This is a genomic window from Pseudomonas sp. EA_15y_Pfl1_P101 (assembly GCF_963970835.1).
Taxonomy (GTDB): Bacteria; Pseudomonadota; Gammaproteobacteria; order Pseudomonadales; family Pseudomonadaceae; genus Aquipseudomonas; species Aquipseudomonas tritici.
On sequence record NZ_CAXAPA010000001.1, the window covers coordinates 242,856 to 263,379 of the forward strand.

Genomic DNA, 20,524 nt, shown 5'->3' on the forward strand with positions numbered 1-20,524 from the left:
GAATTAACGCTGAACCAAGCCCGTGTCGAATCGTCATCTACAGTGAAGAAACACGGGATACATAATTCCAACGCAACGGAGAAACACAATTATGAGCACTGACGGTGCCTCAAGCCCAAGTCGCCTGCTGCCCAGGCTGCTAGGCGTCTTGCTGCTGATCATGGGCCTGGCCTTGCTGGCCGGTGGTATCAAGCTGACGATGCTCGGCGGGTCGTTGTATTACCTGCTGGCCGGTATCGGCATCGCCCTGACCGGCGTTCTGCTGCTGGCTACTCGCCGCGCCGCGCTGGGTCTGTACGCACTGGTGCTGTTCGCCAGTACCGTGTGGGCCCTGTGGGAAGTCGGCCTGGACTGGTGGCAATTGGTGCCACGCCTGGCGCTGCTGTTCGCGCTGGGTCTCGTCATGCTGCTCCCGTGGTTTCGCCGTCCGTTGCTGCGTGGCCAGCCTGCCCCGCTGGGCACTGGCGCGCTGAGCGTGGCGGTGGTGCTGGCCGGTGCTGCCGCCATTGCCAGCCAATTCACCAACCCCGGTGAAATCAAAGGCCAGCTGGACCGCGACGCGGTACCGGGCATGGCCAACGCTGCACCGGCCCAGGCCGATGGCGACTGGAACTCCTACGGCCGTTCGGCCTTTGGCGATCGCTACTCGCCGCTGGCGCAGATCACCCCGGAAAACGCCCACAAACTGGTGCCGGCGTGGACCTTCCGCACCGGTGACATCCCTGGCGCAGGCGACCCGGGTGAAACCACCGCAGAAAACACCCCGCTGAAAGTCAACGGCATGCTCTACGTGTGCACACCGCACAGCCAAGTGATTGCCCTGGACCCGGACACCGGCAAGGAAATCTGGCGCTTCGACCCGAAGATCACCACCCAGGGTGCTGAGAACTTCAAGGGTTGGGCGCACATGACCTGCCGTGGCGTGTCGTATCACGATGATGCCGTCTACGCTTCGTCGCAGAGCCCGACCGGCACCGCCAGCCCGGCTGCCGCGCCGAATGCCTGCCCGAAACGCATTTTCGTACCGACCGCCGACACCCGTCTGATCGCCCTGAACGCCGACACCGGCAAGATGTGCGAAGACTTCGGTGACAAAGGTCAGGTCGACCTGCGTGCCAATATCGGCAGCTTCGCCCCAGGCGGTTACTACTCCACGTCGCCACCGGCCGTGACCAAGAACCTGGTCGTGATCGGCGGTCACGTGACCGACAACGTTTCCATCGACGAGCCGAGCGGCGTGATCCGCGCGTTCGACGTGCACACCGGCAAGCTGGTGTGGAACTGGGACAGCGGCAACCCGGAAGACACCACCCCGTTGGCCGAAGGCAAGACCTACACCCGCAATTCGCCGAACATGTGGTCCATGTTCGCCGTGGATGAAAAGCTCGGCATGCTCTACCTGCCGATGGGCAACCAGATGCCCGACCAGTACGGCGGCGACCGTACCGACGAGTCCGAAAAATACGCTGCTGGCCTCACTGCGCTGGACATCGACACTGGCCACGTGAAGTGGACCTTCCAGTTCACTCACCACGACCTGTGGGACATGGACGTGGGCGGCCAGCCTTCGCTGATCGACATCAAGACCGAAGCCGGCGTGAAGCAGGCAGTGATGGCGTCGACCAAACAAGGCAGCATCTATGTACTGGACCGCGCTACCGGCCAACCGGTCGTGCCGATCCACGAAGTGGCGGTACCGCAAGGCGCAGTGGCGGGCGACCGCACCTCCCCTACCCAACCGAAGTCGGACCTGAACTTCATGCCACCGCCGCTCAAAGAGCGTGACATGTGGGGCGTGACGCCGTTCGACCAGATGCTGTGCCGCATCGACTTCAAATCCCTGCGCTACGACGGCCCGTTCACCCCGCCATCGCTGCAAGGTTCGATCGTTTATCCGGGTAACTTTGGCGTGTTCGACTGGGGTGGCATTTCCGTCGACCCCGTGCGTCAGATCGCCTTCGTGAACCCAAGCTACATGGCGTTCAAATCGAAGCTGATCCCGAAGGCCGACATCGCCAAGCAAGGCCCACGCGTCAGTGAAACCGAAGGCGTGCAGCCGAACAAAGGCGCGCCGTACGGTGTGATCCTCGAAGCCATGCTGTCGCCAATGGGCCTGCCGTGCCAGGCGCCAGCGTGGGGTTACGTGGCGGCGGTCGACCTGACCACCCACAAAACCATCTGGATGCACAAAAACGGCACCGTGCGCGACAGCTCGCCGGTTCCGATCCCACTGACCCTGGGCGTGCCTAGCCTGGGCGGCACATTCACCACCGCAGGTGGCGTGTCCTTCCTCAGCGGCACCCTCGACCAGTACCTGCGTGCCTATGACGTGAAAAACGGCAAGCAACTGTGGGAAGGTCGCCTGCCAGCAGGCGCGCAAACCACGCCGATGACCTACACCGGCAAGGACGGCAAGCAGTACGTGCTGGTCATGGCGGGCGGTCACGGTTCCCTGGGTACCAAACAGGGTGATTATGTGATGGCGTTTAAACTGCCGGATTAAGCGAAACTGGCGGTAAAAAAAGGCGGCTACCCTCACAGGTAGCCGCCTTTTTAATGTACGACGAAGATCAAAATGTGGGAGTACCGGTCTTTAGAGCGGCGCTCGCTCCCGACGCATCCACCTCTCAAACGCCATCGCATTCAACGGCCGGCTGATCAAATAGCCCTGGGCAGTGTCGCACTTCCACTGTTTGAGCAGCTTCAGGCTAGGCTCGAACTCGACCCCTTCGGCCACCACTTTGAGCCCCAGGTTGTGACTCATCTCGATGGTGGAGCGCACGATCACCGCGTCGCCGCTGGTACTGCTGAGGTTGCGCACAAATGACTGGTCAATCTTCAACTCTTGCACCGGAAGGCGCTGCAATTGCGCGAGGGACGAATAGCCGGTACCAAAGTCATCCACCGACAGGCTGATGCCGCAGCCGCGCAGTTGCTCCAGCACGCTGAGGGCCTGTTGCGGGTTGTGCATGATCGCGCTTTCGGTGATTTCGAAGATCAGTTGTTCGGCCGCCACGCGGTACTGCATCAGCAGGGCGGTAACGCGAATCGCCAGGTCATCATCGGCCAGGTCGTCCACTGAGATATTCACTGACAGCTGGATCAGCATGCCGCGTTGTGCCCACTCGGCGATCTGGCGGATGGCTTCCTCGATCACCCACAGGGTCAGGTTGCGAATACTGCCAGTGCGCTCGGCCAGGGGGATGAACTCGGCGGGAGACACCTGGCCCAACGTCGGGTGCTGCCAGCGCAACAAGGCTTCGGCCTGGCGCACATGGCCGTGCTTGAGATCGAGTTTGGGCTGGTAGCAAAGGAATAATTCCCCCTCAAGGGCCGCACGCCGCAAGTCGCGGATCAGGGTGATCTGGCGTTGGTGTGCCAGGTCGCGGTCCTGCTGGTAGACCTGCAGATGCCCCGGCAGGCTCGCGGCGTCATGCCGGGCGATCGCGGCGCGGCTGATCAACTCGTCCACCTGCTGGCCGTCGGCAGGGTAGGCGGCGATGCCGATGCTCACTTCGTGGCGCAGTTCGTCATTGCCGATGCGATGGGGCTCGGTGAGCAGTGCGTATAGGCGGTCGGCGCGGGCTACAGCGCGGTCAACTTCGGTATTTTCCAGCAACAGCAAGAACTCACTGCCGGTGATGCGCGCCGCCGTATCGCTGGCCAACAGGCTCATGGACAGGCAGCGGCTGGCCTCGCGCAGCATTTCTTCCACGCCCTGTGGGCCGAAACCTTCATTGATCACCCGATAATTTTCGATCCCCAGGTACAGCAACACCACTGGCCGCCCCGCGCTGATCGCACTGCCCAGGCGCTCCATGACCAAGGCGCGATTGGGCAGGCCGGTCAGCGGATCGTGCAGTGCGTTGTGCGCCAATTGCCGCTCGCGCACGGCGATGCCGCTTTGCATGGCGTTGAAGGCCCGGGCCAACAGGCCGAATTCATCATGGCTGCGCACCCGCACCGGCGTGCGGTAGTCACCGGCACCAATCCGTTCGGCCGCTTGCACCAGGGCATTGAGCGGGCGTGACACCCTGCGTGCCAAAAACAACGCACCGGCCAACGACACCAGCAGCACCGCCAGGGCGATCCCGAGGAACTGCCGATCCAGCGGCGCAAAGGATTCCAGCGCATGGTCCAGCCGGCTTTGCAGCAGCACCCGCACTTCATCGCCATCGCCGGTGTTGTCCAGCGGCAACACCTGGCTGAGCACACGTAGGCCGTAGAACACATGGATTCTTGGCTCGGGGTCGACGGGCTCGTCACGTAACAGGCTGAGGATGGCGGCTTGGTGAGCATCCGGCTGAGTGCTGAACAACGGGCCGGGCGCGCCGTTCTGCACGCTGAGGAACGACACTTCCAGGTTGCTCATGGCGCGCAATTCATTGGCGAACAGTTTGTCCATGGGAAAGCCCATGACGATGCGCGCGATGGGAAGCGGGTCGAGCACTTCATCCTGCACCAGCAAATACGGCCGCCCATCCATGGCCACAATCAGCATCTGCAACCCCGTGCGCCGCGCACGGCGCAGGGCGTCGTGATAGGGGAATAACTCGCCGCGGGTCAATATCGGCCAGGTACTGACCATGACCTTGCCATTCAGGCCCAGTACGAACACTTCGCTGGAGCGAATGCCCGTGCCGTGGCGACGCAGCGCGGCGAGAATCGGTGCCGCCTTGCCTTCGGCCACGGCCTTTTTGAAGGGAATATCGACGGTCAGCCAGCCCAGCCCGTACTGCAGGCGATGCCCGCGCAGGTCGAGCAGGCGTTCAAACACCTGGCTGCCGGTTTGCAGTTGGACTTGCGCCTGGTTCTCCACGGCGCGGGTGGTGGCGGTCTTCACGGCGAAGTAAGTAGCGGCGACCACGACCAACAGCAACAGCGCCAGCACTCCGGCGATGCGGGTTTGGAACGTATGGCGCCACCTCATTGCAGTGCCCTCCGGCAGCGCTCGCCTCTCTCTGCCACCGCGTCCCTTTGTCATGTGCATTCCCTGCGACAGCTAACCTGGCGTCAAAAAGATATCCATTTTTATTGAATATTCGGATTCAGGAGATTAGCTGGGACTTGGGGTACGTGCACCCAATAAAAGCTAGGATTTTGGTGGCATTTTATTGGCGACAGAGGGTTGACCAGGGGATGCACCGATCCAGAGCGCGTGATATATGCCTGATACGGGAGATCGAATGTGAGAGCGAGATCGACGTTAGGCCGGTCGGTTCAAACGGGTGAGCCCGGTCAAACAGCCCGAGCCCGCATGAAATCGCCCCATCGGCGCACGAGATAATTATGTTCGTCCATCACCGAATTCCATACCGCAATATGCCCCATGCGCGCCTCATAAGCCCCTCCATCGCGCACTTCTCCGATCTCGATCAACGGCAACCCATCACTGCCCAGCAATTGCTCGCGTGCGGGCTTTCCAGCGTACCAATAATCCCATTCCGCACTGCTCAAGTGATCACGCGCGCGCGCCGGGTTACCGATGTAGTAACCCTGACGCGCCATTACCGCCCCCGGCCAACCGGACAACCACCAATTCAGATACGCATAGGCAGCATCCAGCACCGGCCCCTTGGCATGCTGCGACAATGACAAACCACCAAACCAGGCGCGATAACCTTCGCGCGGCACCGCCAGGCGGTATTTCACTCCGGCACGATGCAGGCGCATCAGGGTCGGCGACCACAGGCTCTGGATGTCGATGCTCGGGCTGAGCATCAGTTGCGCGGCCTCTTCGTCGTCCGACCAGAAGGCCGCGAAATGCCCCTCCTTCTGTTTACGCACGAGGATATCGGCGAGTACATCGATCTCTTCGATGCTCATATTGCCGATGTCCTTGAACTGCGCCAGCCCCGCGCCCTGCACCGCCAGCGCAGCATCCAGGGCGCCGATGGCGGCGTCGCTTTGCAAGGCGGTGCGCGCACGCCACGCGGGGTTGAGCAGCCAGCCCCAGCTTTCGTTGCCGTGGCAAAAACCTTCGGGCAAGCGCTCTGGGCGGTAGGCGAAACTGTCGGCGTTGTGGGTCAGGGGCAACATGCTGATGCGCTCGGTGACCGTGCTGCCGAGGCTGCCGTCGTGCTGCACGAACAGCCGCGCGCTGGGCACGCTGCCGCTGCCCAGGCGGTCATCGGGCGACAGGCGCCCGCGCTTGGGCAGGTCATTGATCTCGTGCCACAGCGCGATGCGTCGGGTGTCGATAGGCTGGATCGCCCGGGCTGGCCACACGAAGTCGACGTTGTGGAACCACTGGTCATACAGGTCGTAGCTGTCGGGTTGCATCACCGCGATGCGTTGCGCCTGTTCGACGTCGTGCACTTGGTAGACAAGGCGAATGCCCAGCTCCTCTTCGGCGCGTACGCGCAGGCATTCAAGCAGGGTGACCGACGTGCCGAGAACGCGGAGTGTGATCATGCAGCGAGCCGCCGCGAGAACGCTTCAAACGAACGCTTTAGCAGCGCAGGCTCGAGGCCACGCAGGATAAACACCAGGCGTGATTGGCGGTCGCTGCCCGGCCATGCAGGCAAATGCACCGGCGCATGCAGGCAATGCTGCACGCCATGAATGACGATAGGGGCGTTACTGGCGTTCACGTTGAGCAGCCCTTTGACGCGGAGAATTCGTTCGCCGTGGCATCTTAACAGCATCGACAACCATACCCCGAAACCCACCCAATCAAGAGGCTGGTCGAAGGTCAGGCTGCAGACTTGCGCGGCGCCGTGGGTGGCCGTGGTGGTGTGATGCAGCTGCCAGCGGCTGACTTCCATGGCGGGCTCGGCACTGCGCAGGCCTTCGCCCAGCAGCAGTTGGTCGCCGCTATGGATGTCGTGGGTATCGAGGATCGGCGTGCCGGTATTGAGCGCTTGCAGATGCGCGCGCAGCGCAGCGCAGTCATCCGCCAGATCAGTCTTGCTCAGGAGCAAACGATCCGCCGCCGCCACCTGGGCCAGCCATTCCGGGTGCAGGCGTTCTTGCAGGACGGCATGGCTGGCGTCCACCAGGGTGATCACCAAGCCAATATGAAAACGCCCGCGCAGTTGCACGTCGTTGTTCAAGGTGGCCAGGATTGGCGCCGGGTCGGCCAGGCCGGTGGTTTCGAGGATTACCCGTTCGAAGGCGGGGATTTCACCACGCTCGCGGCGTTGCAGCAGGCCGAGCAGCGCGTCTTTCAACTCGCCACGGATCGAGCAACACACGCAGCCGCTGGGCAGCAGCACCGTGTCCGGCGCCACCTCTTCCACCAGCAGATGGTCGATGCCGACATCACCGAATTCGTTGATCAGCAACGCGGTGTCGCCCAGGCTTTCACCCTGCAGCAGACGCTTGAGCAAGGTGGTTTTACCACTGCCGAGAAAGCCGGTGATGACGTTGAGGGCGATGCTCATGGGGCTGACTCCAAGTGGTCCAACAAACGCGGATCGAGGGGATCCAGCGGCCGGCCGAGCATGTTTTCGGCGGCTTGCCACAGCTGATCCAGACCGCTGGCCAGCGCCTGCTTGCCAGTGGCGCCGAGCAGCAGATACGACGCGCCCTGGAAGTCTTCGACCTTGAGCCGGAACACCGCCAGCACCTGGTTGATCGCCGCGATCCGGCGCAGGCGTTCACGGCGCCGGGGTAACTCATCGCCCAGGGGATCGCTCCAGTGCAGGTCTTCGCCAAGCAGTCCGCAGAGTCCGCACATGGCTACACCTCATTCATGGCATGACATCGCCGGAGTTCGGGCCCAGTGTCTGGCCAACGAACAAGTTGCCGCCGGGCTCGCTGGCCAGCAGCACCGCCACCGGCGCCACTTCATCGGCCAGGCCGAAACGGCCCAGCGGCAACTCCTTGGCCTTGGCGCGCTTCCATTGCTCACTGATACCGCCCACCAACGGCGTTTCAATCGGGCCCGGTGCGATGGCGTTGACCAGCACGTTGTCCTTGGCCACTTCCAGCGCCAGGGACTTGGTAAAGCCGATCACCCCAGCCTTGGCGGCGGCGTAGTGAGTCAGTTCGGCGCCGCCCTTGATGCCCAGTTGCGAGGCGACGTTGATGATCCGGCCCCAACGCTGCTCGAGCATGTACGGCAAGGCGCGCTGGCTGGCGATAAACACACTGGTGAGGTCGACGCGCAGCATGTCGTTCCACATGTCGATGGTCAGGTCGACACAGCGCGCCTGGGTGAGCATGCCGGCATTGTTGACCAGGATATCGATACCGCCGAACTGTTCGACGCAACGGTCGACACTGGCCTGGCCGCCTCCGACGGTGCCGACGTCGGCCAGGCATTCGAACACCTCGGCGCCAAGGTTGCGGCAAGTGATCGCGGTTTCGGCGAGGCTGGCGGCGTTGCGGTCGGCCAGCACCAGGCGCGCGCCTTCGGCGGCGTAAGCGCGGGCGATGGCGGCGCCGATGCCGCTGCCGGCACCGGTGATGACGGCGCGGCGGTTAGTCAGTTGGGGCATGTCAAATCTCCTAAAGCAAACACAGATCCAATGTGGGAGCGGGCTTGCTCGCTCCCACATTTAGATCCAGCACATTCAGTCAGGCCAGCGTACGGTCAGGCCGCCGTCGATGACGATGCTCTGCCCGGTCAGGTAGCTCGACGCTTCACTGGTCAAAAACTGCACCAACGACGCCACTTCATCCGCCCGCCCTACCCGCCCCAGCGGAATCGCGCGCGCCGCCTTGGCCAAACCTTCCGGTCCCAGCGAGTTCTTTGCATCCAGCGACTGCGGCGTTTCAATCAACCCTGGAATCACCGCATTACAACGAATGCCCAGCGGCGCCAATTCCACCGCCAACGACCGGCACAACCCCGGCACACCGGCCTTGGCCGCCGCGTAATGGCTGTGTTCCTGCCAGCCATACACGCCACCGGCAATCGACGAAATCGCGACCAGCGCGCCGCCTTCGTGCATATGCCGGGTCGCCGCGCGGAAAGTGCGCATCACCCCTGTGAGGTCGACATTGAGCATCTCGTTCCACAACGCATCGGTCATCTCGAGCAACGGCGCGCGGCGCAACAGGCCCGCATTGGCCACCGCATAATCCAGCCGCCCGAAATGCTGTATGGCTTGCGCGGCCAGTGCGTCGACTGAGGCGGTATCGCCCACGTCCAACGGCAGCATGAGGCATTCGCCGCCGGCTTGTTGCACCAGGCTAACGGTGGTCTGCGGGTCATGCGGATCAGCCGGGTAGTACCCGCCCACTACCGCCACACCCTGGCGGGCATAGGCCACGGCGAGGGCTTGGCCGATGCCGCTGGCGGCACCGGTAATCAAGGCAACTTTACGGCTCATCACTCACTCCTTACTGAACGGTTTCCGGGCGCACATGGCGCGCGGCAAACATCAGGACGCCGGACAGGAAGCACGGCAATGCGCCAAACCACAGCGCGGCGGTCTGCCAGTCGCTGCCGGCGGACAACACCTGAGTCGCACCAAAACCTGCGACCACTGCCCCGATCGGGCCCATGGCATGGATGATCGCGCCGCCGGTGGCGCGGATGCTGGTAGGGAAACTCTCGCTGATAAAGAACAGCGCCGCCGAGTACGGCCCGATCAGGAAGAACAGGCCCAGGCTGTACAGCCCGACCACCATCGGCATATTGCTCGGACCAAACAGCATCCCGGCGAACGCCAGCCCGCCAAGCATCCAGCCCAGGCCGATCACGTTGCGACGGCCGATCTTGTCGCCCATCCAGCCGTGGCTGAGGTAGCCGCAATAGCCCACCAGGTTCGACAGCACAAGGATGATCAGCGAGTTCTCGAACGAGATGTGGTGCACGCTGACGATCACCGATGTCCCGAGCACGCTGAACACTTGGATAGCTGCCCAGTTAAGCAACAGCGCAGCGCCGATCACCAGGGTGGCGCGCCGCGCCGGACCACGGAAGGCGGCCTTGAGACCGGCCTTGCTGTGTTCGTCATAGTCCACGCCGTAGGTCACGGCGACATTTTGTGCTTCAGTCACCGCGCCGCTTTTACGCAGCCGGCTGATGCGTTCATGGATCTGGAACTGCGGACTCTCCTTGAGCTTGCGCGCCATGATCGCTATCACCACCGCTGGGATCGCGGCAAAGATGAAGCAGCCCTGCCAGCCAATGATCGGCAACAGCAACGCGGTCAACCCAGCGGCGATCAACGCACCGACCGGCCAGCCGCCCTGCACCAGGCTGTAGATAAAGCCGCGACGTTTGGTCAACTGCGGGTCTTGCGAGGCGCCATACAGCTCGCTCAGATAAGTCGCGTTGACGGTTTCCTCGGCATAGCCCAGCCCGCCCAGCGACCGGATCAGAATCAGCGGCGACTTGCCCCACGCGCCGCCGATTGCAGTCAGTGCCGAGCAGAGCGCGGAACCCGCCACGGTGAAAATAATACCTTTGCGCCGCCCCAACTTATCGACGACGGGGCCGATGGCAAAGGCGACCACCGCCGTGCCCACCGCCACCCACGTCGCGATTTCAGCTTGCTCCACTTCACCCCAGCCAAAATGCCGGCCAATCTCCGGCAGCAAAGTGCCGAACAGGATGAAGTCATACACCGCGAACACCCAGGCGAAAAACGCGATCCAGGTGGCGAAACGTACTTCCTTGGACGTCAGTTGCCGGGGTTTCCAGCCAGTCAGGTCAAGCTTGTTATAGATGGACATAATCGCGCCTCAGGGGGTGAGCAAGGGTGGGTGTCAGGTACGCGGTTGGCGGCGGATAAAGTCGTCGGCGATTTCGTCAAAGGTGACGAAGCGCACGCCGGCATGGCTCTGGATGTGTTCGATCAGCCGCTCAAGCATCAACAACACTTGCGGGCGGCCGGAGACATCGGGATGGATGGTCATGGTGAACACGGCGTGTTCGTGTTCGCGGTAAACCCAGTCGAACTGGTCGCGCCACATTTCTTCGAGGTGACGCGGGTTGACGAAGCCGTGGCTGTTGGGGGCCTTTTTGATGAACATCATCGGCGGCAGGTCGTCCAGGTACCAGTTGGCCGGGATCTCCACCAGGTCGGTTTCTTCACCGCGTACCAAGGGTTTCATCCAGGTGTCGGGGTGCTGGCTGTAGTCGATCTTGGTCCAGCTGTCGCCCTTGCGCACGTAGTAGGGATGGAAGTCGTTGTGCATCAGGCTGTGGTCGTACTTGATGCCTTTTTTCAGCAGCAGTTCGTTGGTGACTTTGCTGAATTCCCACCATGGCGCAACGTAGCCCGTCGGGCGTTTGCCAGTCACTTGGGTGATCAGCTCGATGGATTTATCGAGGACGATTTCCTCCTGCTCGGCGGTCATCGCGATGGGGTTTTCGTGGCTGTAGCCGTGCACGCCGATTTCGTGACCGGCGTCGGCCACCGCCTTCATCTGCTCGGGGAAGGTTTCCATCGAGTGGCCGGGAATGAACCACGTGGTGCGCAGGCCGTAGCGTTCGAACAATTTGAGCAGGCGCGGCGCACCGATCTCACCGGCAAACAAGCCGCGGGAAATGTCGTCCGGCGAGTCTTCACCGCCATAGGAACCGAGCCAACCGGCCACGGCGTCAACGTCGACGCCAAATGCACAGAGAATGTCTTTAGCCATGATGAATCTCCTTAAACGTTAAGTACGGTTTCGACGGACAACGCCGCGCGCAGCAGGCGTGCGTCTTCTCCCGCCGGTGCGCTGAGCAGCAGCCCGGTGGGCAGGCCCTGGGCATCGCAGCCGCTGGGCAGGGTCACGCCGGGCATGTCGAGCAAACTGCCGGGCATGGTCAGGCGCAGGGTGGCAAGGTTGGTTTTCACGAACAGGTCGTCGTCGGCTTCCAGCGGTGCCAATGCGGGCGCCACGTGGGCAACGGTTGGGGTGATGAGAATGGCGCCGTCGAGGTCATCGATCAGTTGCTGTTGCAGGCGGCTGCGCGCGTCGGTCAGGTGGATCAGTTGGCTGGCTGGCAGCGAACGTGCGGCTTCGAGGCGGCGGCGTACGCGAGGGTCGAGTTGTTCGGCGTCGCGGCTGTCGAGCAACCCTTGGTGCAAGGCGAAGGCCTCGAACGAGCCGAGCCAGCCGTGGTGGTTGATCAGGTCCAGGGTGGCCAGGAAGGTCGGGCATTCGCGCTCTTCGATCAGCGCACCTTGGGCCTTGAGTTGCTCGACTGCACGCAGCAGGTTGTTGCGCACAGCAGGCTCGACATCCTGTTGCGCCAATACGAAGCGTTGGCCCTTGAGGCTGCGGGCATGGTGGGTTTGGGTGCGCCCATGCAGCAAATCGTCGATGGCCAAGGCGTCGCGCACACTGCGGGTCAGCGGGCCGAGACTGTCGAGGGTGTGGGCAAGGGGGAATACGCCATCGCGGCTGTAGCGTCGGCTGCTGCTGCGATAACCGACCAGGCCGTTGAACGCCGACGGGATGCGGATCGACCCGGCGGTGTCGGTGCCCATGGCGATGGGAACGATCCCGGCCGCAACGGCCACTGCAGAACCGGACGACGAACCGCCTGGGATGCGTGGTTGGTCAGTGCCATGGGGGTTGTGCGGCGTGCCGAAATGCGGGTTCAGACCCAAGCCTGAGTAGGCCAATTCGCTGAGGTTGGTCTTGCCCACACTGACCATCCCGGCACGACACAACAGGCCCACGGTCGGCGCGTCGAGCAAAGCGGCAGGCGCATTGCGGCGATAGGCGGCGCCAGCAGTGGTGGTGCTGCCGGCCACATCGAACAGGTCTTTCCAGGCCAACGGCACGCCATCGAACACGCTCAAGGGCTGGCCGGCGCGCCAACGGGCAGCGGCGGCTTCGGCTTCACGGCGGGCACGCTCGGTGGTCAGGCTGATAAATACCGACGGCACCTGGCTTGCCTTTTCGAGTGCCTGTTCGAGGGCTTGCACCGGATCGCTGCGACCGCAGGCAAAATCCTCGGCCATTGAAGTGGCGTCTGACATCAAGATGGCCCTCAAAAAACGTACATATTAATAAAATGTACATTTTACAAAGGCAGCTTTCGTGCCAGTCTCTTGTGAGGTGGTTTTGCGCTGTCAGGTTTTTTCGCTGAGAGCAACGGGATAGATGGTTTTGATGGGCAGGAAAAAACCGTGACTGAGGGAGGTGCAATGCCGCCAACGAAATAATGTATCTTTTATTAATAAGTACATTTTGGTGCAGAAAGGTAACATTCCCAGTTTTCGGGCCCCAAAAAAGTGCCATCGACGTGGCCCAGAGTGACAGGTGCAACTTATGAGAGAATCCCCGGCCACCGTCCTCCCCCCTTTAGAGAAATCGATGAAAGCAGTGTCCGCCTCGGCCTCTCGTTACGCGATGATTCACCAAGTGTTGCGTGACGCGATCGTCAACGGCACCGCTCGCCACGGCCTGGTTTTGCTGGAAGCGCCGTTGGCCGAACTGTTCGGTACCAGCCGTGTACCGGTGCGCAAGGCCCTGGACCTGCTGCACGCCGAAGGCCTGATCTGCCGCTTCAATGGCCGGGGTTACCTGATCAACCCCGAAAGCCTGGCGATGGAGCCGCTACGCCTGCCCTTGAGCCATACACATTTGGGCCTTGATGGTAAGGATGAGCTGGTGGATACGCGGCCGTTGGGTGAACGTATCGTCGAGGAAATCGGCGCGGCGCTGTCCACCTGCATTGCCTTCGGCCATTACCGCCTGGATGAGCAAGCCGCCGCCGACCACTATGGCGTCAGCCGTGCAGTGGTGCGTGAAGCACTGATGCGCCTGCGAGATCGCGGCCTGGTGGAAAAGGAACCCTATTCCCAATGGTTGGCGGGGCCTTTGACGGCGCGGGAAGTTACCGAAGACTACGAACTGCGCGCCTGCCTGGAACCCGAAGCCTTGCGCCAGAGCGCACCGCACCTTGATCGCCAGCTGCTTGAAGCCATGTTGCAACGCGTACTGGCTGCCCAGGACAGCCCTCACTGCAGCCTTGAGGCCATCGAACAGATCGAGGAAGACTTGCACCAGCACTGCTTGGCCGGCTTGCAGAATCGCAAGATCGCTGCACTGATCCGCCAGGGCCAGAGCCCAATGATCATCAGCCGGATTTTTTATCGGTTGCTGGGGATCGGCGCCGATCCGGCGATGTTGGCCGAACATCGGTTGATTCTTGAGCTCTTGTTGCATGGCGCGGTGGATGCGGCGGCGCTGAATCTGCGTGAGCATCTTCAGCGAGCACGCCAGCGCATGTTGCAACGGCTGAAAGTGCTCTCAGTCCTGCCAGAACAACCCCTGCCCGCCTACCTGCACAAAATCAGCTGACCGCACACAGTTCCAAATAGAGGAGGGAGCGGCGGTGCTGTCGAGAATTTCATGCAATATGTTGCGATCTCGCCGCCGCCATTGAAACCACCGCCGCCCCGCCCCATCTAAGCACCATACTTCCTGATGCAGGTGCCCCATGAGCGACCAGCAAGAATTCCCTGATTACGACCTCAACGACTACGCAGATCCCGAAAACGCCGAGCACGAAGCGTCCTCCAACACCGGCCTGGCCCTACCCGGGCAAAACCTGCCGGACAAGGTCTACATCATCCCGATCCACAACCGGCCCTTCTTCCCGGCGCAAGTGCTGCCGGTGATCGTCAATGAAGAGCCGTGGGCCGAGACCCTGGAACTGGTGAGCAAATCCGACCACCACTCCCTGGCCCTGTTCTTCATGGACACCCCGCCGGACGACCCCCGCCACTTCGATACCTCCAGCCTGCCGCTGTACGGCACGCTGGTGAAGGTGCACCACGCCAGCCGCGAAAACGGCAAGCTGCAATTCGTGGCCCAGGGCCTGACCCGCGTGCGCATCAAGACCTGGCTCAAGCACCACCGCCCACCGTACCTGGTGGAAGTCGAATACCCGCACCAGCCCTCGGAGCCGACCGACGAGGTCAAGGCCTACGGCATGGCGCTGATCAATGCGATCAAGGAACTGCTACCGCTCAACCCGCTGTACAGCGAAGAGCTGAAGAACTACCTCAACCGCTTCAGCCCCAACGACCCGTCGCCGCTCACCGACTTCGCCGCCGCGTTGACCTCGGCCACCGGTAACGAATTGCAGGAAGTGCTGGACTGCGTGCCCATGCTTAAGCGCATGGAAAAAGTGCTGCCGATGCTGCGCAAAGAAGTCGAAGTTGCGCGCCTGCAAAAAGAACTCTCCGCTGAAGTGAACCGCAAGATCGGCGAGCATCAGCGCGAGTTCTTCCTCAAGGAACAGCTCAAGGTCATCCAGCAGGAGCTGGGCTTGACCAAGGACGACCGCAGTGCGGATGTCGAGCAATTCGAGCAACGCCTGGAAAGCAAAGTACTGCCGGCCCAGGCGAAAAAACGCATCGATGAAGAACTGAACAAACTGTCGATCCTCGAAACCGGCTCGCCGGAATACGCGGTGACGCGCAACTACCTGGACTGGGCCACCTCGGTGCCGTGGGGTGTGTTTGGCGAGGATAAACTCGACCTGAAACATGCGCGCAAGGTGCTGGACAAGCACCACGCAGGCCTGGACGACATTAAGAGTCGCATCCTCGAATTCCTCGCGGTGGGTGCCTATAAAGGCGAAGTCGCCGGTTCCATTGTGCTGCTGGTCGGCCCGCCGGGCGTGGGCAAGACCAGCGTCGGTAAATCCATCGCCGAGTCGCTGGGACGGCCCTTCTACCGCTTCAGCGTCGGCGGCATGCGCGACGAGGCCGAGATCAAGGGCCATCGCCGCACCTACATCGGCGCCATGCCCGGCAAGCTGGTGCAGGCGCTCAAAGATGTGGAAGTGATGAACCCGGTGATCATGCTCGACGAGATCGACAAGATGGGCCAGAGCTTCCAGGGCGACCCGGCGTCGGCACTGCTGGAAACCCTCGACCCCGAGCAAAACGTCGAATTCCTCGACCACTACCTGGACCTGCGCCTGGACCTGTCCAAAGTGCTGTTCGTGTGCACCGCCAATACCCTGGACTCCATCCCAGGCCCGCTGCTGGACCGTATGGAAGTGATTCGCCTGTCGGGCTATATCACCGAAGAAAAAGTCGCGATTGCCAAGCGCCACCTGTGGCCCAAGCAGTTGGAAAAAGCCGGCGTGTCGAAAAACACCCTGACCATCAGCGACGGCGCGTTGCGCGCATTGATCGACGGCTACGCCCGCGAAGCCGGTGTGCGCCAGCTGGAAAAACAGCTGGGCAAACTGGTGCGCAAGGCCGTGGTCAAGCTGCTGGATAAGCCGGACCTGGTGATCAAGATTGGCAACAAAGACCTGGAAAGCTCACTGGGTGTACCGGTGTTCCGCAATGAGCAGGTGCTGTCCGGCACCGGTGTGATCACCGGCCTGGCGTGGACCAGCATGGGCGGCGCGACGCTGCCGATTGAGGCGACACGTATCCATACGCTCAATCGCGGCTTCAAGCTCACCGGGCAGTTGGGTGAAGTGATGAAGGAGTCCGCCGAAATTGCCTACAGCTACATCAGCTCGAACCTGAAGTCGTTTGGCGGTGATCCGAAATTTTTTGACGAAGCTTTCGTGCACCTGCACGTGCCGGAAGGCGCCACGCCCAAAGACGGCCCGAGTGCGGGGGTGACCATGGCCAGTGCGCTGTTGTCGCTGGCACGTAACCAGCCGCCGAAAAAAGGCGTGGCCATGACCGGTGAGCTGACGTTGACCGGGCATGTCCTGCCGATTGGCGGGGTGCGCGAGAAAGTGATCGCGGCGCGGCGCCAGAAGATCCATGAGCTGATCCTTCCGGAGCCGAATCGGGGCAGTTTTGAGGAGTTGCCGGAGTACCTGAAGGAAGGGATGACAGTGCACTTTGCCAAGCGGTTTGCGGATGTGGCTAAAGTGCTCTTCTGATAGTTATGTAGCGCCTTTACTGGCCTCTTCGCGAGCAAGCCCGCTCCCACATGTTGACCGAGTAAATCCTTTGGAATGCGGTCGAAATGTGAGAGCGGGCTTGCTCGCGAAAGGGCCGGCCCGGTCACCACAAAATCCCACCCAGTCACACCTCGTCCCATCTTCGGTTATGCTCGCCCTTCGTCGCCAATCAACGGAGCCCTCATGACCGCTGCTCGCCTGTTTCTCCCCTTGAGCCTTGCCCTGCTGGCCGCCTGCGCCAGTGCCCCCAAGCAAAACGTCAGCGTGGACAACCAGAGCGCCTGCCCACTTCAGCTTAAAACCGGTCAAAACCTGATCCTCACCCTGCCGAGCAACCCCACCACGGGTTACCGCTGGGCCATCCAGGATTCCGCTGGCGGTGTGTTGCGCGCCTTGAGCCCGGAGGTCTACACCAGCTCGGAATCCGGCGTGGTCGGTGGCGGCGGCCAGTCGACCTGGCGGTTCCAGGCGTTCGCGACCGGCCAGGGCCGCTTGCGCCTGACGTCCCAGCAACCCTGGGAGCCGGAAGCCGAACCCGCCGAAACGTTCGACTGCGCCATCACGGTGAACTGATATGCCATGGCTGATTCTTGCGTTGATGGGCGCCGGCACTTTTATCTACGGCCTGACCACCCATGCCACGTTGCTGTGCCTGCTGGTCAAGCCGCTGCCGGTCCTGGCGCTGCTGGGCTGGCTGCATGATGCGCCGCCCACCGAGTATCGACGCTGGATCAGCCTGGGTTTGATCTTTTCCCTGATAGGCGATGTGCTGCTCGCCTGGCCGGGCGATCTGTTTATCTTTGGGCTGGGCGCATTTCTGTTTGCGCACCTGGCCTACCTCAAAGCCTACTTCAGCGACTGCCGCCGCTTAGCCCTGTTGCCGTTGGCATTGGCCCTGGGCGTGGGCGCGATTCTGCTGAGCATCCTGATCTCCCACGGCCTTGGCGACCTGCTGATGCCGGTAGTGGTTTATGCGCTGGTGATCAGTGCGATGCTCTGGCGTGCGCTGGCACGCTTGGGCACTGACGTGCCGAAACGCTCGGCATTGCTGGCGGCAGCAGGCGCGCTGTCGTTTGTTTTTTTCGACACGCTGATCGGCATCAGTCGGTTTGTGGTGGCATTCGATGCGGCGCCGTATGTGCTGATCAGTACTTACTGGCTGGGACAGTGGGGGATCACTGCGGCTGCATTTGCCCTCAATCCACAGACTGAACACCCTACGCGCCATCATTGAAAAAACACCGCCTATTTAGATTAATAACCTCTGCAGAACTGGTATTTCTAACAGTTACGCAGATGGGTGCCTGCCTCTATCGTTCCACGACATCGCACACAATCCGGTGGGCGAGTGGTTCAAGAGGGTTCGATCATGACCAACAGTACTGCTTACGGGGAAGCAACGGGAACATTGACCGCATCCGTCAACGGTGTCGTGAGTTTCAATGCAGGCGCGGTTGACCTGACTAATGAGAATGAGCAGATAACTATCGTAGGCGTCGAGGAAAATTCACCCGGCCCCCTGCGCATCATCGAAATTGAGATGCTGTCGAATACACCGAACGGCGACTATGTTTTTCCGAGCAAGCAGATTTGTGCACTCACAGCCGGTGGAAAATCTGCTCCTGCGCACTATTTGACTCAGAGCGGTAGCGTGAACGTTGATTTCGACCGTGAAAATGGCCGCTACAGGTGCCACTTCAACTTCACTGCAAACAACCTTTTTCAGCCAAAAGACACTATTGGCGTAGTCGGTGATTGTGATATCCGCACGAATCCACTCTCCAAACAGTGACAAAGCGCTCCACCGCCTCCCGGTCAACCCGAAGGGGTGGTGAAGCCAACACTGCCTGTTACATCGCGGTTTATCAGACAACTCGCGCGCACGAAGGCTAACTTGGCTAAAATGCCGGCCTTTCCCCTTCGTCGCCGGAACAACCGTGAGCAAAGAACCCGATCGCCTATTCGCCCAGCCCCTGCCCCAGGTGCCGGACTTCGCCTTTAACGAGGACGTGGTGCGGGTGTTCCCGGACATGATCAAGCGCTCGGTGCCGGGTTATCCGACCATCGTCGAGAACCTCGGCGTGCTCGCGTCGCAGTTTGCCCAGCCGGGCAGCGTGCTGTACGACCTGGGCTCTTCCCTCGGCGCAGTGACCCAGGCCCTGCGCCGCCATGTGCGCACCGACGGGTGCCGGGTGATTGCAGTGGATAACTCGGCGGCGATGGTGGAGCGCTGCCGCGAGTACCTCAATGGCCAGGACTCGATGTTCCAGGAGTTGCTGCCGGTCGAGGTTATCGAGGGCGATATACTCGCGCTGCAATTCCAACCGGCCTCAGTGGTTGCACTCAACTTCACCCTGCAATTTATCGCACCGGATGAACGCCTGCCCTTGCTCTCGCGTATCCGCCAGTCGCTGCTGCCGGGCGGAGCGCTGATCCTCTCGGAAAAGCTGCGCTTCAATGACCTTGAAGAACACGCGCTACTCACCGACCTGCATATCGCGTTCAAACGCGCCAACGGCTACAGCGAACTGGAAATCGCCCAGAAGCGCAGCGCCATCGAAAACGTCATGAAGCCCGACAGCCTCGAAGAACACCGCGAACGCCTGCTGGCGGCGGGGTTCTCGAACGTCGTGCCGTGGTTCCAGTGTCTTAACTTTGCCTCGTTGATTGCCCTGCCATGATTGATCTCTCCCCCCTTGCCCGCCACTTGGTGGGCACTCCTTTGGCCGTTTGGGCCCAGGGCCTGCAAGCGCAACTCGATAGCAAGATGGAGAAAGGTCATGGCGACCTGGAGCGTTGGCAGAGTGCGTTGGATGCCTTACCGAAAATAATGCCCAGCGAAGTCGATTTGCTGAATGACCTGACCCTGGACACTGATTGCGACGACGCTACCCGCGCGCAAATGCACACTGCGCTGATGGGCCTGAGCCCGTGGCGCAAAGGCCCGTTCCACCTATTCGGCGTGCATGTCGATACCGAATGGCGTTCGGACTGGAAGTGGTCGCGGGTCGCGCCGCACCTGGATCTGAAAGGCAAGCGCATCCTTGATGTCGGCTGCGGCAATGGCTACTACATGTGGCGCATGCTCGGCGCCGGCGCGGACAGCGTGATTGGGGTCGATCCGAACTGGTTGTTCTTCTGCCAGTTCCAGGCGGTACAGCGTTACCTGTCCGAACCCAACGCCTGGCACTTGCCGTTCCCGTTCGAAGACTTACCGTCGAATCTTGAAGGGTTCGACACGGTGTTTTCCATGGGCGTGTTCTATCACCGCCGCTCGCCGATCGAGCACTTGTTGGCGCTGAAAGACACGCTGGTCAAAGGCGGAGAACTGGTCCTGGAAACCTTGGTGGTGGAAGGCGATCAGCAGCAAGTGCTGGTGCCGGAAGACCGCTATGCGCAAATGCGTAACGTATGGTTCCTGCCGTCGGTGCCGGCGTTGATGCTGTGGCTGCGCCGTGCAGGGTTCAGCGATGTGCGCTGTGTGGATGTGAGCGTGACCACGGTTGAAGAACAGCGCGGGACCGAGTGGATGAAGTTTCAGTCGCTGAGTGATTTTCTTGATACGGAGGATCACAGCAAGACCATCGAAGGGCTGCCGGCGCCGATGCGCGCAGTGATCATCGCCAAGAAGTAACCTCCAATCTGCCTGCCAAGTGGAGATCAAAATGTGGGAGCGGGCTTGCTCGCGAATGCAGTGGGTCAGTCGGTACATGTGTGACTGATACACCGTATTCG

Annotated in this window: 17 protein-coding genes; 8 read left to right on the plus strand and 9 right to left on the minus strand. The window is 61.5% G+C overall.

Going from position 1 to position 20,524, the window contains the following annotated elements; genetic code table 11:
* Positions 1-91 precede the first annotated feature (91 nt).
* Complete coding sequence (locus AACY36_RS01160) at positions 92-2,503, plus strand: glucose/quinate/shikimate family membrane-bound PQQ-dependent dehydrogenase (RefSeq protein ID WP_339417782.1); 2,412 nt, start codon at positions 92-94, stop codon at positions 2,501-2,503.
* Positions 2,504-2,593: 90 nt separating this feature from the next.
* Here the strand turns inward: AACY36_RS01160 and AACY36_RS01165 are convergent, their stop codons facing one another.
* The 9 genes from AACY36_RS01165 to AACY36_RS01205 all read right to left on the minus strand — a co-directional run bounded on the left by AACY36_RS01165 (position 2,594) and on the right by AACY36_RS01205 (position 12,878).
* On the minus strand, positions 2,594-4,930 hold the full coding sequence (locus AACY36_RS01165) for a putative bifunctional diguanylate cyclase/phosphodiesterase (RefSeq protein ID WP_339496687.1): 2,337 nt from the start codon (positions 4,928-4,930) through the stop codon (positions 2,594-2,596).
* A gap of 308 nt (positions 4,931-5,238) precedes the next feature.
* Positions 5,239-6,414, minus strand: a complete 1,176-nt coding sequence (locus tag AACY36_RS01170; protein ID WP_339496688.1) for an ABC transporter substrate-binding protein — start codon at positions 6,412-6,414, stop codon at positions 5,239-5,241.
* The gene (locus AACY36_RS01175) at positions 6,411-7,385 is read right to left on the minus strand and encodes a CobW family GTP-binding protein (protein WP_339496689.1); all 975 of its coding nucleotides are present in this window, start codon (positions 7,383-7,385) and stop codon (positions 6,411-6,413) included. Before AACY36_RS01175 ends, AACY36_RS01170 begins: the two co-directional genes overlap by 4 nt.
* The gene (locus AACY36_RS01180) at positions 7,382-7,681 is read right to left on the minus strand and encodes a hypothetical protein (protein ID WP_339417776.1); all 300 of its coding nucleotides are present in this window, start codon (positions 7,679-7,681) and stop codon (positions 7,382-7,384) included. The genes AACY36_RS01175 and AACY36_RS01180 overlap by 4 nt, the downstream gene beginning before the upstream one ends.
* Before the next feature lie 13 nt (positions 7,682-7,694).
* Positions 7,695-8,444 carry an SDR family NAD(P)-dependent oxidoreductase gene (locus AACY36_RS01185; RefSeq protein WP_339417775.1) on the minus strand — a complete coding sequence of 250 codons (750 nt, stop codon included), beginning with the start codon at positions 8,442-8,444 and terminating at the stop codon, positions 7,695-7,697.
* A gap of 75 nt (positions 8,445-8,519) precedes the next feature.
* Entirely contained in the window at positions 8,520-9,281 is a 762-nt protein-coding gene (locus AACY36_RS01190) for an SDR family NAD(P)-dependent oxidoreductase (protein WP_339435852.1), read from the minus strand.
* 10 nt (positions 9,282-9,291) lie between these two features.
* Positions 9,292-10,632, minus strand: a complete 1,341-nt coding sequence (locus AACY36_RS01195) for an MFS transporter (protein WP_339417772.1) — start codon at positions 10,630-10,632, stop codon at positions 9,292-9,294.
* A 33-nt stretch (positions 10,633-10,665) separates the two neighbouring features.
* Entirely contained in the window at positions 10,666-11,544 is an 879-nt protein-coding gene (locus AACY36_RS01200; RefSeq protein WP_003234086.1) for a polysaccharide deacetylase family protein, read from the minus strand.
* A gap of 11 nt (positions 11,545-11,555) precedes the next feature.
* A complete protein-coding gene (locus AACY36_RS01205) occupies positions 11,556-12,878 on the minus strand; it encodes an amidase (protein ID WP_339417769.1) in 1,323 nt (440 codons plus the stop codon).
* Between the two features lie 337 nt (positions 12,879-13,215).
* Between AACY36_RS01205 and AACY36_RS01210 the strand changes: the two genes are divergently transcribed.
* From AACY36_RS01210 to cmoB, 7 genes are all read left to right on the plus strand, one after another.
* Positions 13,216-14,205, plus strand: coding sequence for a GntR family transcriptional regulator (locus AACY36_RS01210; protein ID WP_339417768.1), 990 nt, complete (start codon positions 13,216-13,218; stop codon positions 14,203-14,205).
* A gap of 139 nt (positions 14,206-14,344) precedes the next feature.
* A complete protein-coding gene (gene lon / locus AACY36_RS01215) occupies positions 14,345-16,768 on the plus strand; it encodes an endopeptidase La (protein ID WP_339435848.1) in 2,424 nt (807 codons plus the stop codon).
* Between the two features lie 204 nt (positions 16,769-16,972).
* On the plus strand, positions 16,973-17,362 hold the full coding sequence (locus tag AACY36_RS01220; RefSeq protein WP_339427125.1) for a protease inhibitor I42 family protein: 390 nt from the start codon (positions 16,973-16,975) through the stop codon (positions 17,360-17,362).
* Position 17,363: 1 nt separating this feature from the next.
* Positions 17,364-18,023: a lysoplasmalogenase gene (locus AACY36_RS01225; protein WP_339496690.1), complete on the plus strand. Its 660-nt coding sequence runs from the start codon at positions 17,364-17,366 to the stop codon at positions 18,021-18,023.
* A 135-nt stretch (positions 18,024-18,158) separates the two neighbouring features.
* Positions 18,159-18,581: a hypothetical protein gene (locus tag AACY36_RS01230; RefSeq protein ID WP_339417762.1), complete on the plus strand. Its 423-nt coding sequence runs from the start codon at positions 18,159-18,161 to the stop codon at positions 18,579-18,581.
* Positions 18,582-18,726: 145 nt separating this feature from the next.
* A complete protein-coding gene (gene cmoA, locus AACY36_RS01235; protein WP_339417761.1) occupies positions 18,727-19,470 on the plus strand; it encodes a carboxy-S-adenosyl-L-methionine synthase CmoA in 744 nt (247 codons plus the stop codon).
* On the plus strand, positions 19,467-20,423 hold the full coding sequence (gene cmoB, locus AACY36_RS01240) for a tRNA 5-methoxyuridine(34)/uridine 5-oxyacetic acid(34) synthase CmoB (protein WP_339417760.1): 957 nt from the start codon (positions 19,467-19,469) through the stop codon (positions 20,421-20,423). Before cmoA ends, cmoB begins: the two co-directional genes overlap by 4 nt.
* Positions 20,424-20,524: the final 101 nt, after the last annotated feature.

Excerpts from the sequence above, each read along its gene's own strand:
- AACY36_RS01190 (WP_339435852.1), bottom strand. The coding sequence starts at position 9,281 with ATGAGCCGTAAAGTTGCCTTGATTACCGGTGCCGCCAGCGGCATCGGC.
- AACY36_RS01200 (WP_003234086.1), bottom strand. The coding sequence starts at position 11,544 with ATGGCTAAAGACATTCTCTGTGCATTTGGCGTCGACGTTGACGCCGTG.
- AACY36_RS01210 (WP_339417768.1), top strand. The coding sequence starts at position 13,216 with ATGAAAGCAGTGTCCGCCTCGGCCTCTCGTTACGCGATGATTCACCAA.
- cmoB (WP_339417760.1), top strand. The coding sequence starts at position 19,467 with ATGATTGATCTCTCCCCCCTTGCCCGCCACTTGGTGGGCACTCCTTTG.
- AACY36_RS01185 (WP_339417775.1), bottom strand. The coding sequence starts at position 8,444 with ATGCCCCAACTGACTAACCGCCGCGCCGTCATCACCGGTGCCGGCAGC.
- AACY36_RS01220 (WP_339427125.1), top strand. The coding sequence starts at position 16,973 with ATGACCGCTGCTCGCCTGTTTCTCCCCTTGAGCCTTGCCCTGCTGGCC.
- AACY36_RS01230 (WP_339417762.1), top strand. The coding sequence starts at position 18,159 with ATGACCAACAGTACTGCTTACGGGGAAGCAACGGGAACATTGACCGCA.
- AACY36_RS01225 (WP_339496690.1), top strand. The coding sequence starts at position 17,364 with ATGCCATGGCTGATTCTTGCGTTGATGGGCGCCGGCACTTTTATCTAC.
- AACY36_RS01160 (WP_339417782.1), top strand. The coding sequence starts at position 92 with ATGAGCACTGACGGTGCCTCAAGCCCAAGTCGCCTGCTGCCCAGGCTG.
- AACY36_RS01170 (WP_339496688.1), bottom strand. The coding sequence starts at position 6,414 with ATGATCACACTCCGCGTTCTCGGCACGTCGGTCACCCTGCTTGAATGC.
- AACY36_RS01205 (WP_339417769.1), bottom strand. The coding sequence starts at position 12,878 with ATGTCAGACGCCACTTCAATGGCCGAGGATTTTGCCTGCGGTCGCAGC.
- AACY36_RS01195 (WP_339417772.1), bottom strand. The coding sequence starts at position 10,632 with ATGTCCATCTATAACAAGCTTGACCTGACTGGCTGGAAACCCCGGCAA.
- AACY36_RS01180 (WP_339417776.1), bottom strand. The coding sequence starts at position 7,681 with ATGTGCGGACTCTGCGGACTGCTTGGCGAAGACCTGCACTGGAGCGAT.
- AACY36_RS01165 (WP_339496687.1), bottom strand. The coding sequence starts at position 4,930 with ATGAGGTGGCGCCATACGTTCCAAACCCGCATCGCCGGAGTGCTGGCG.
- AACY36_RS01175 (WP_339496689.1), bottom strand. The coding sequence starts at position 7,385 with ATGAGCATCGCCCTCAACGTCATCACCGGCTTTCTCGGCAGTGGTAAA.
- lon (WP_339435848.1), top strand. The coding sequence starts at position 14,345 with ATGAGCGACCAGCAAGAATTCCCTGATTACGACCTCAACGACTACGCA.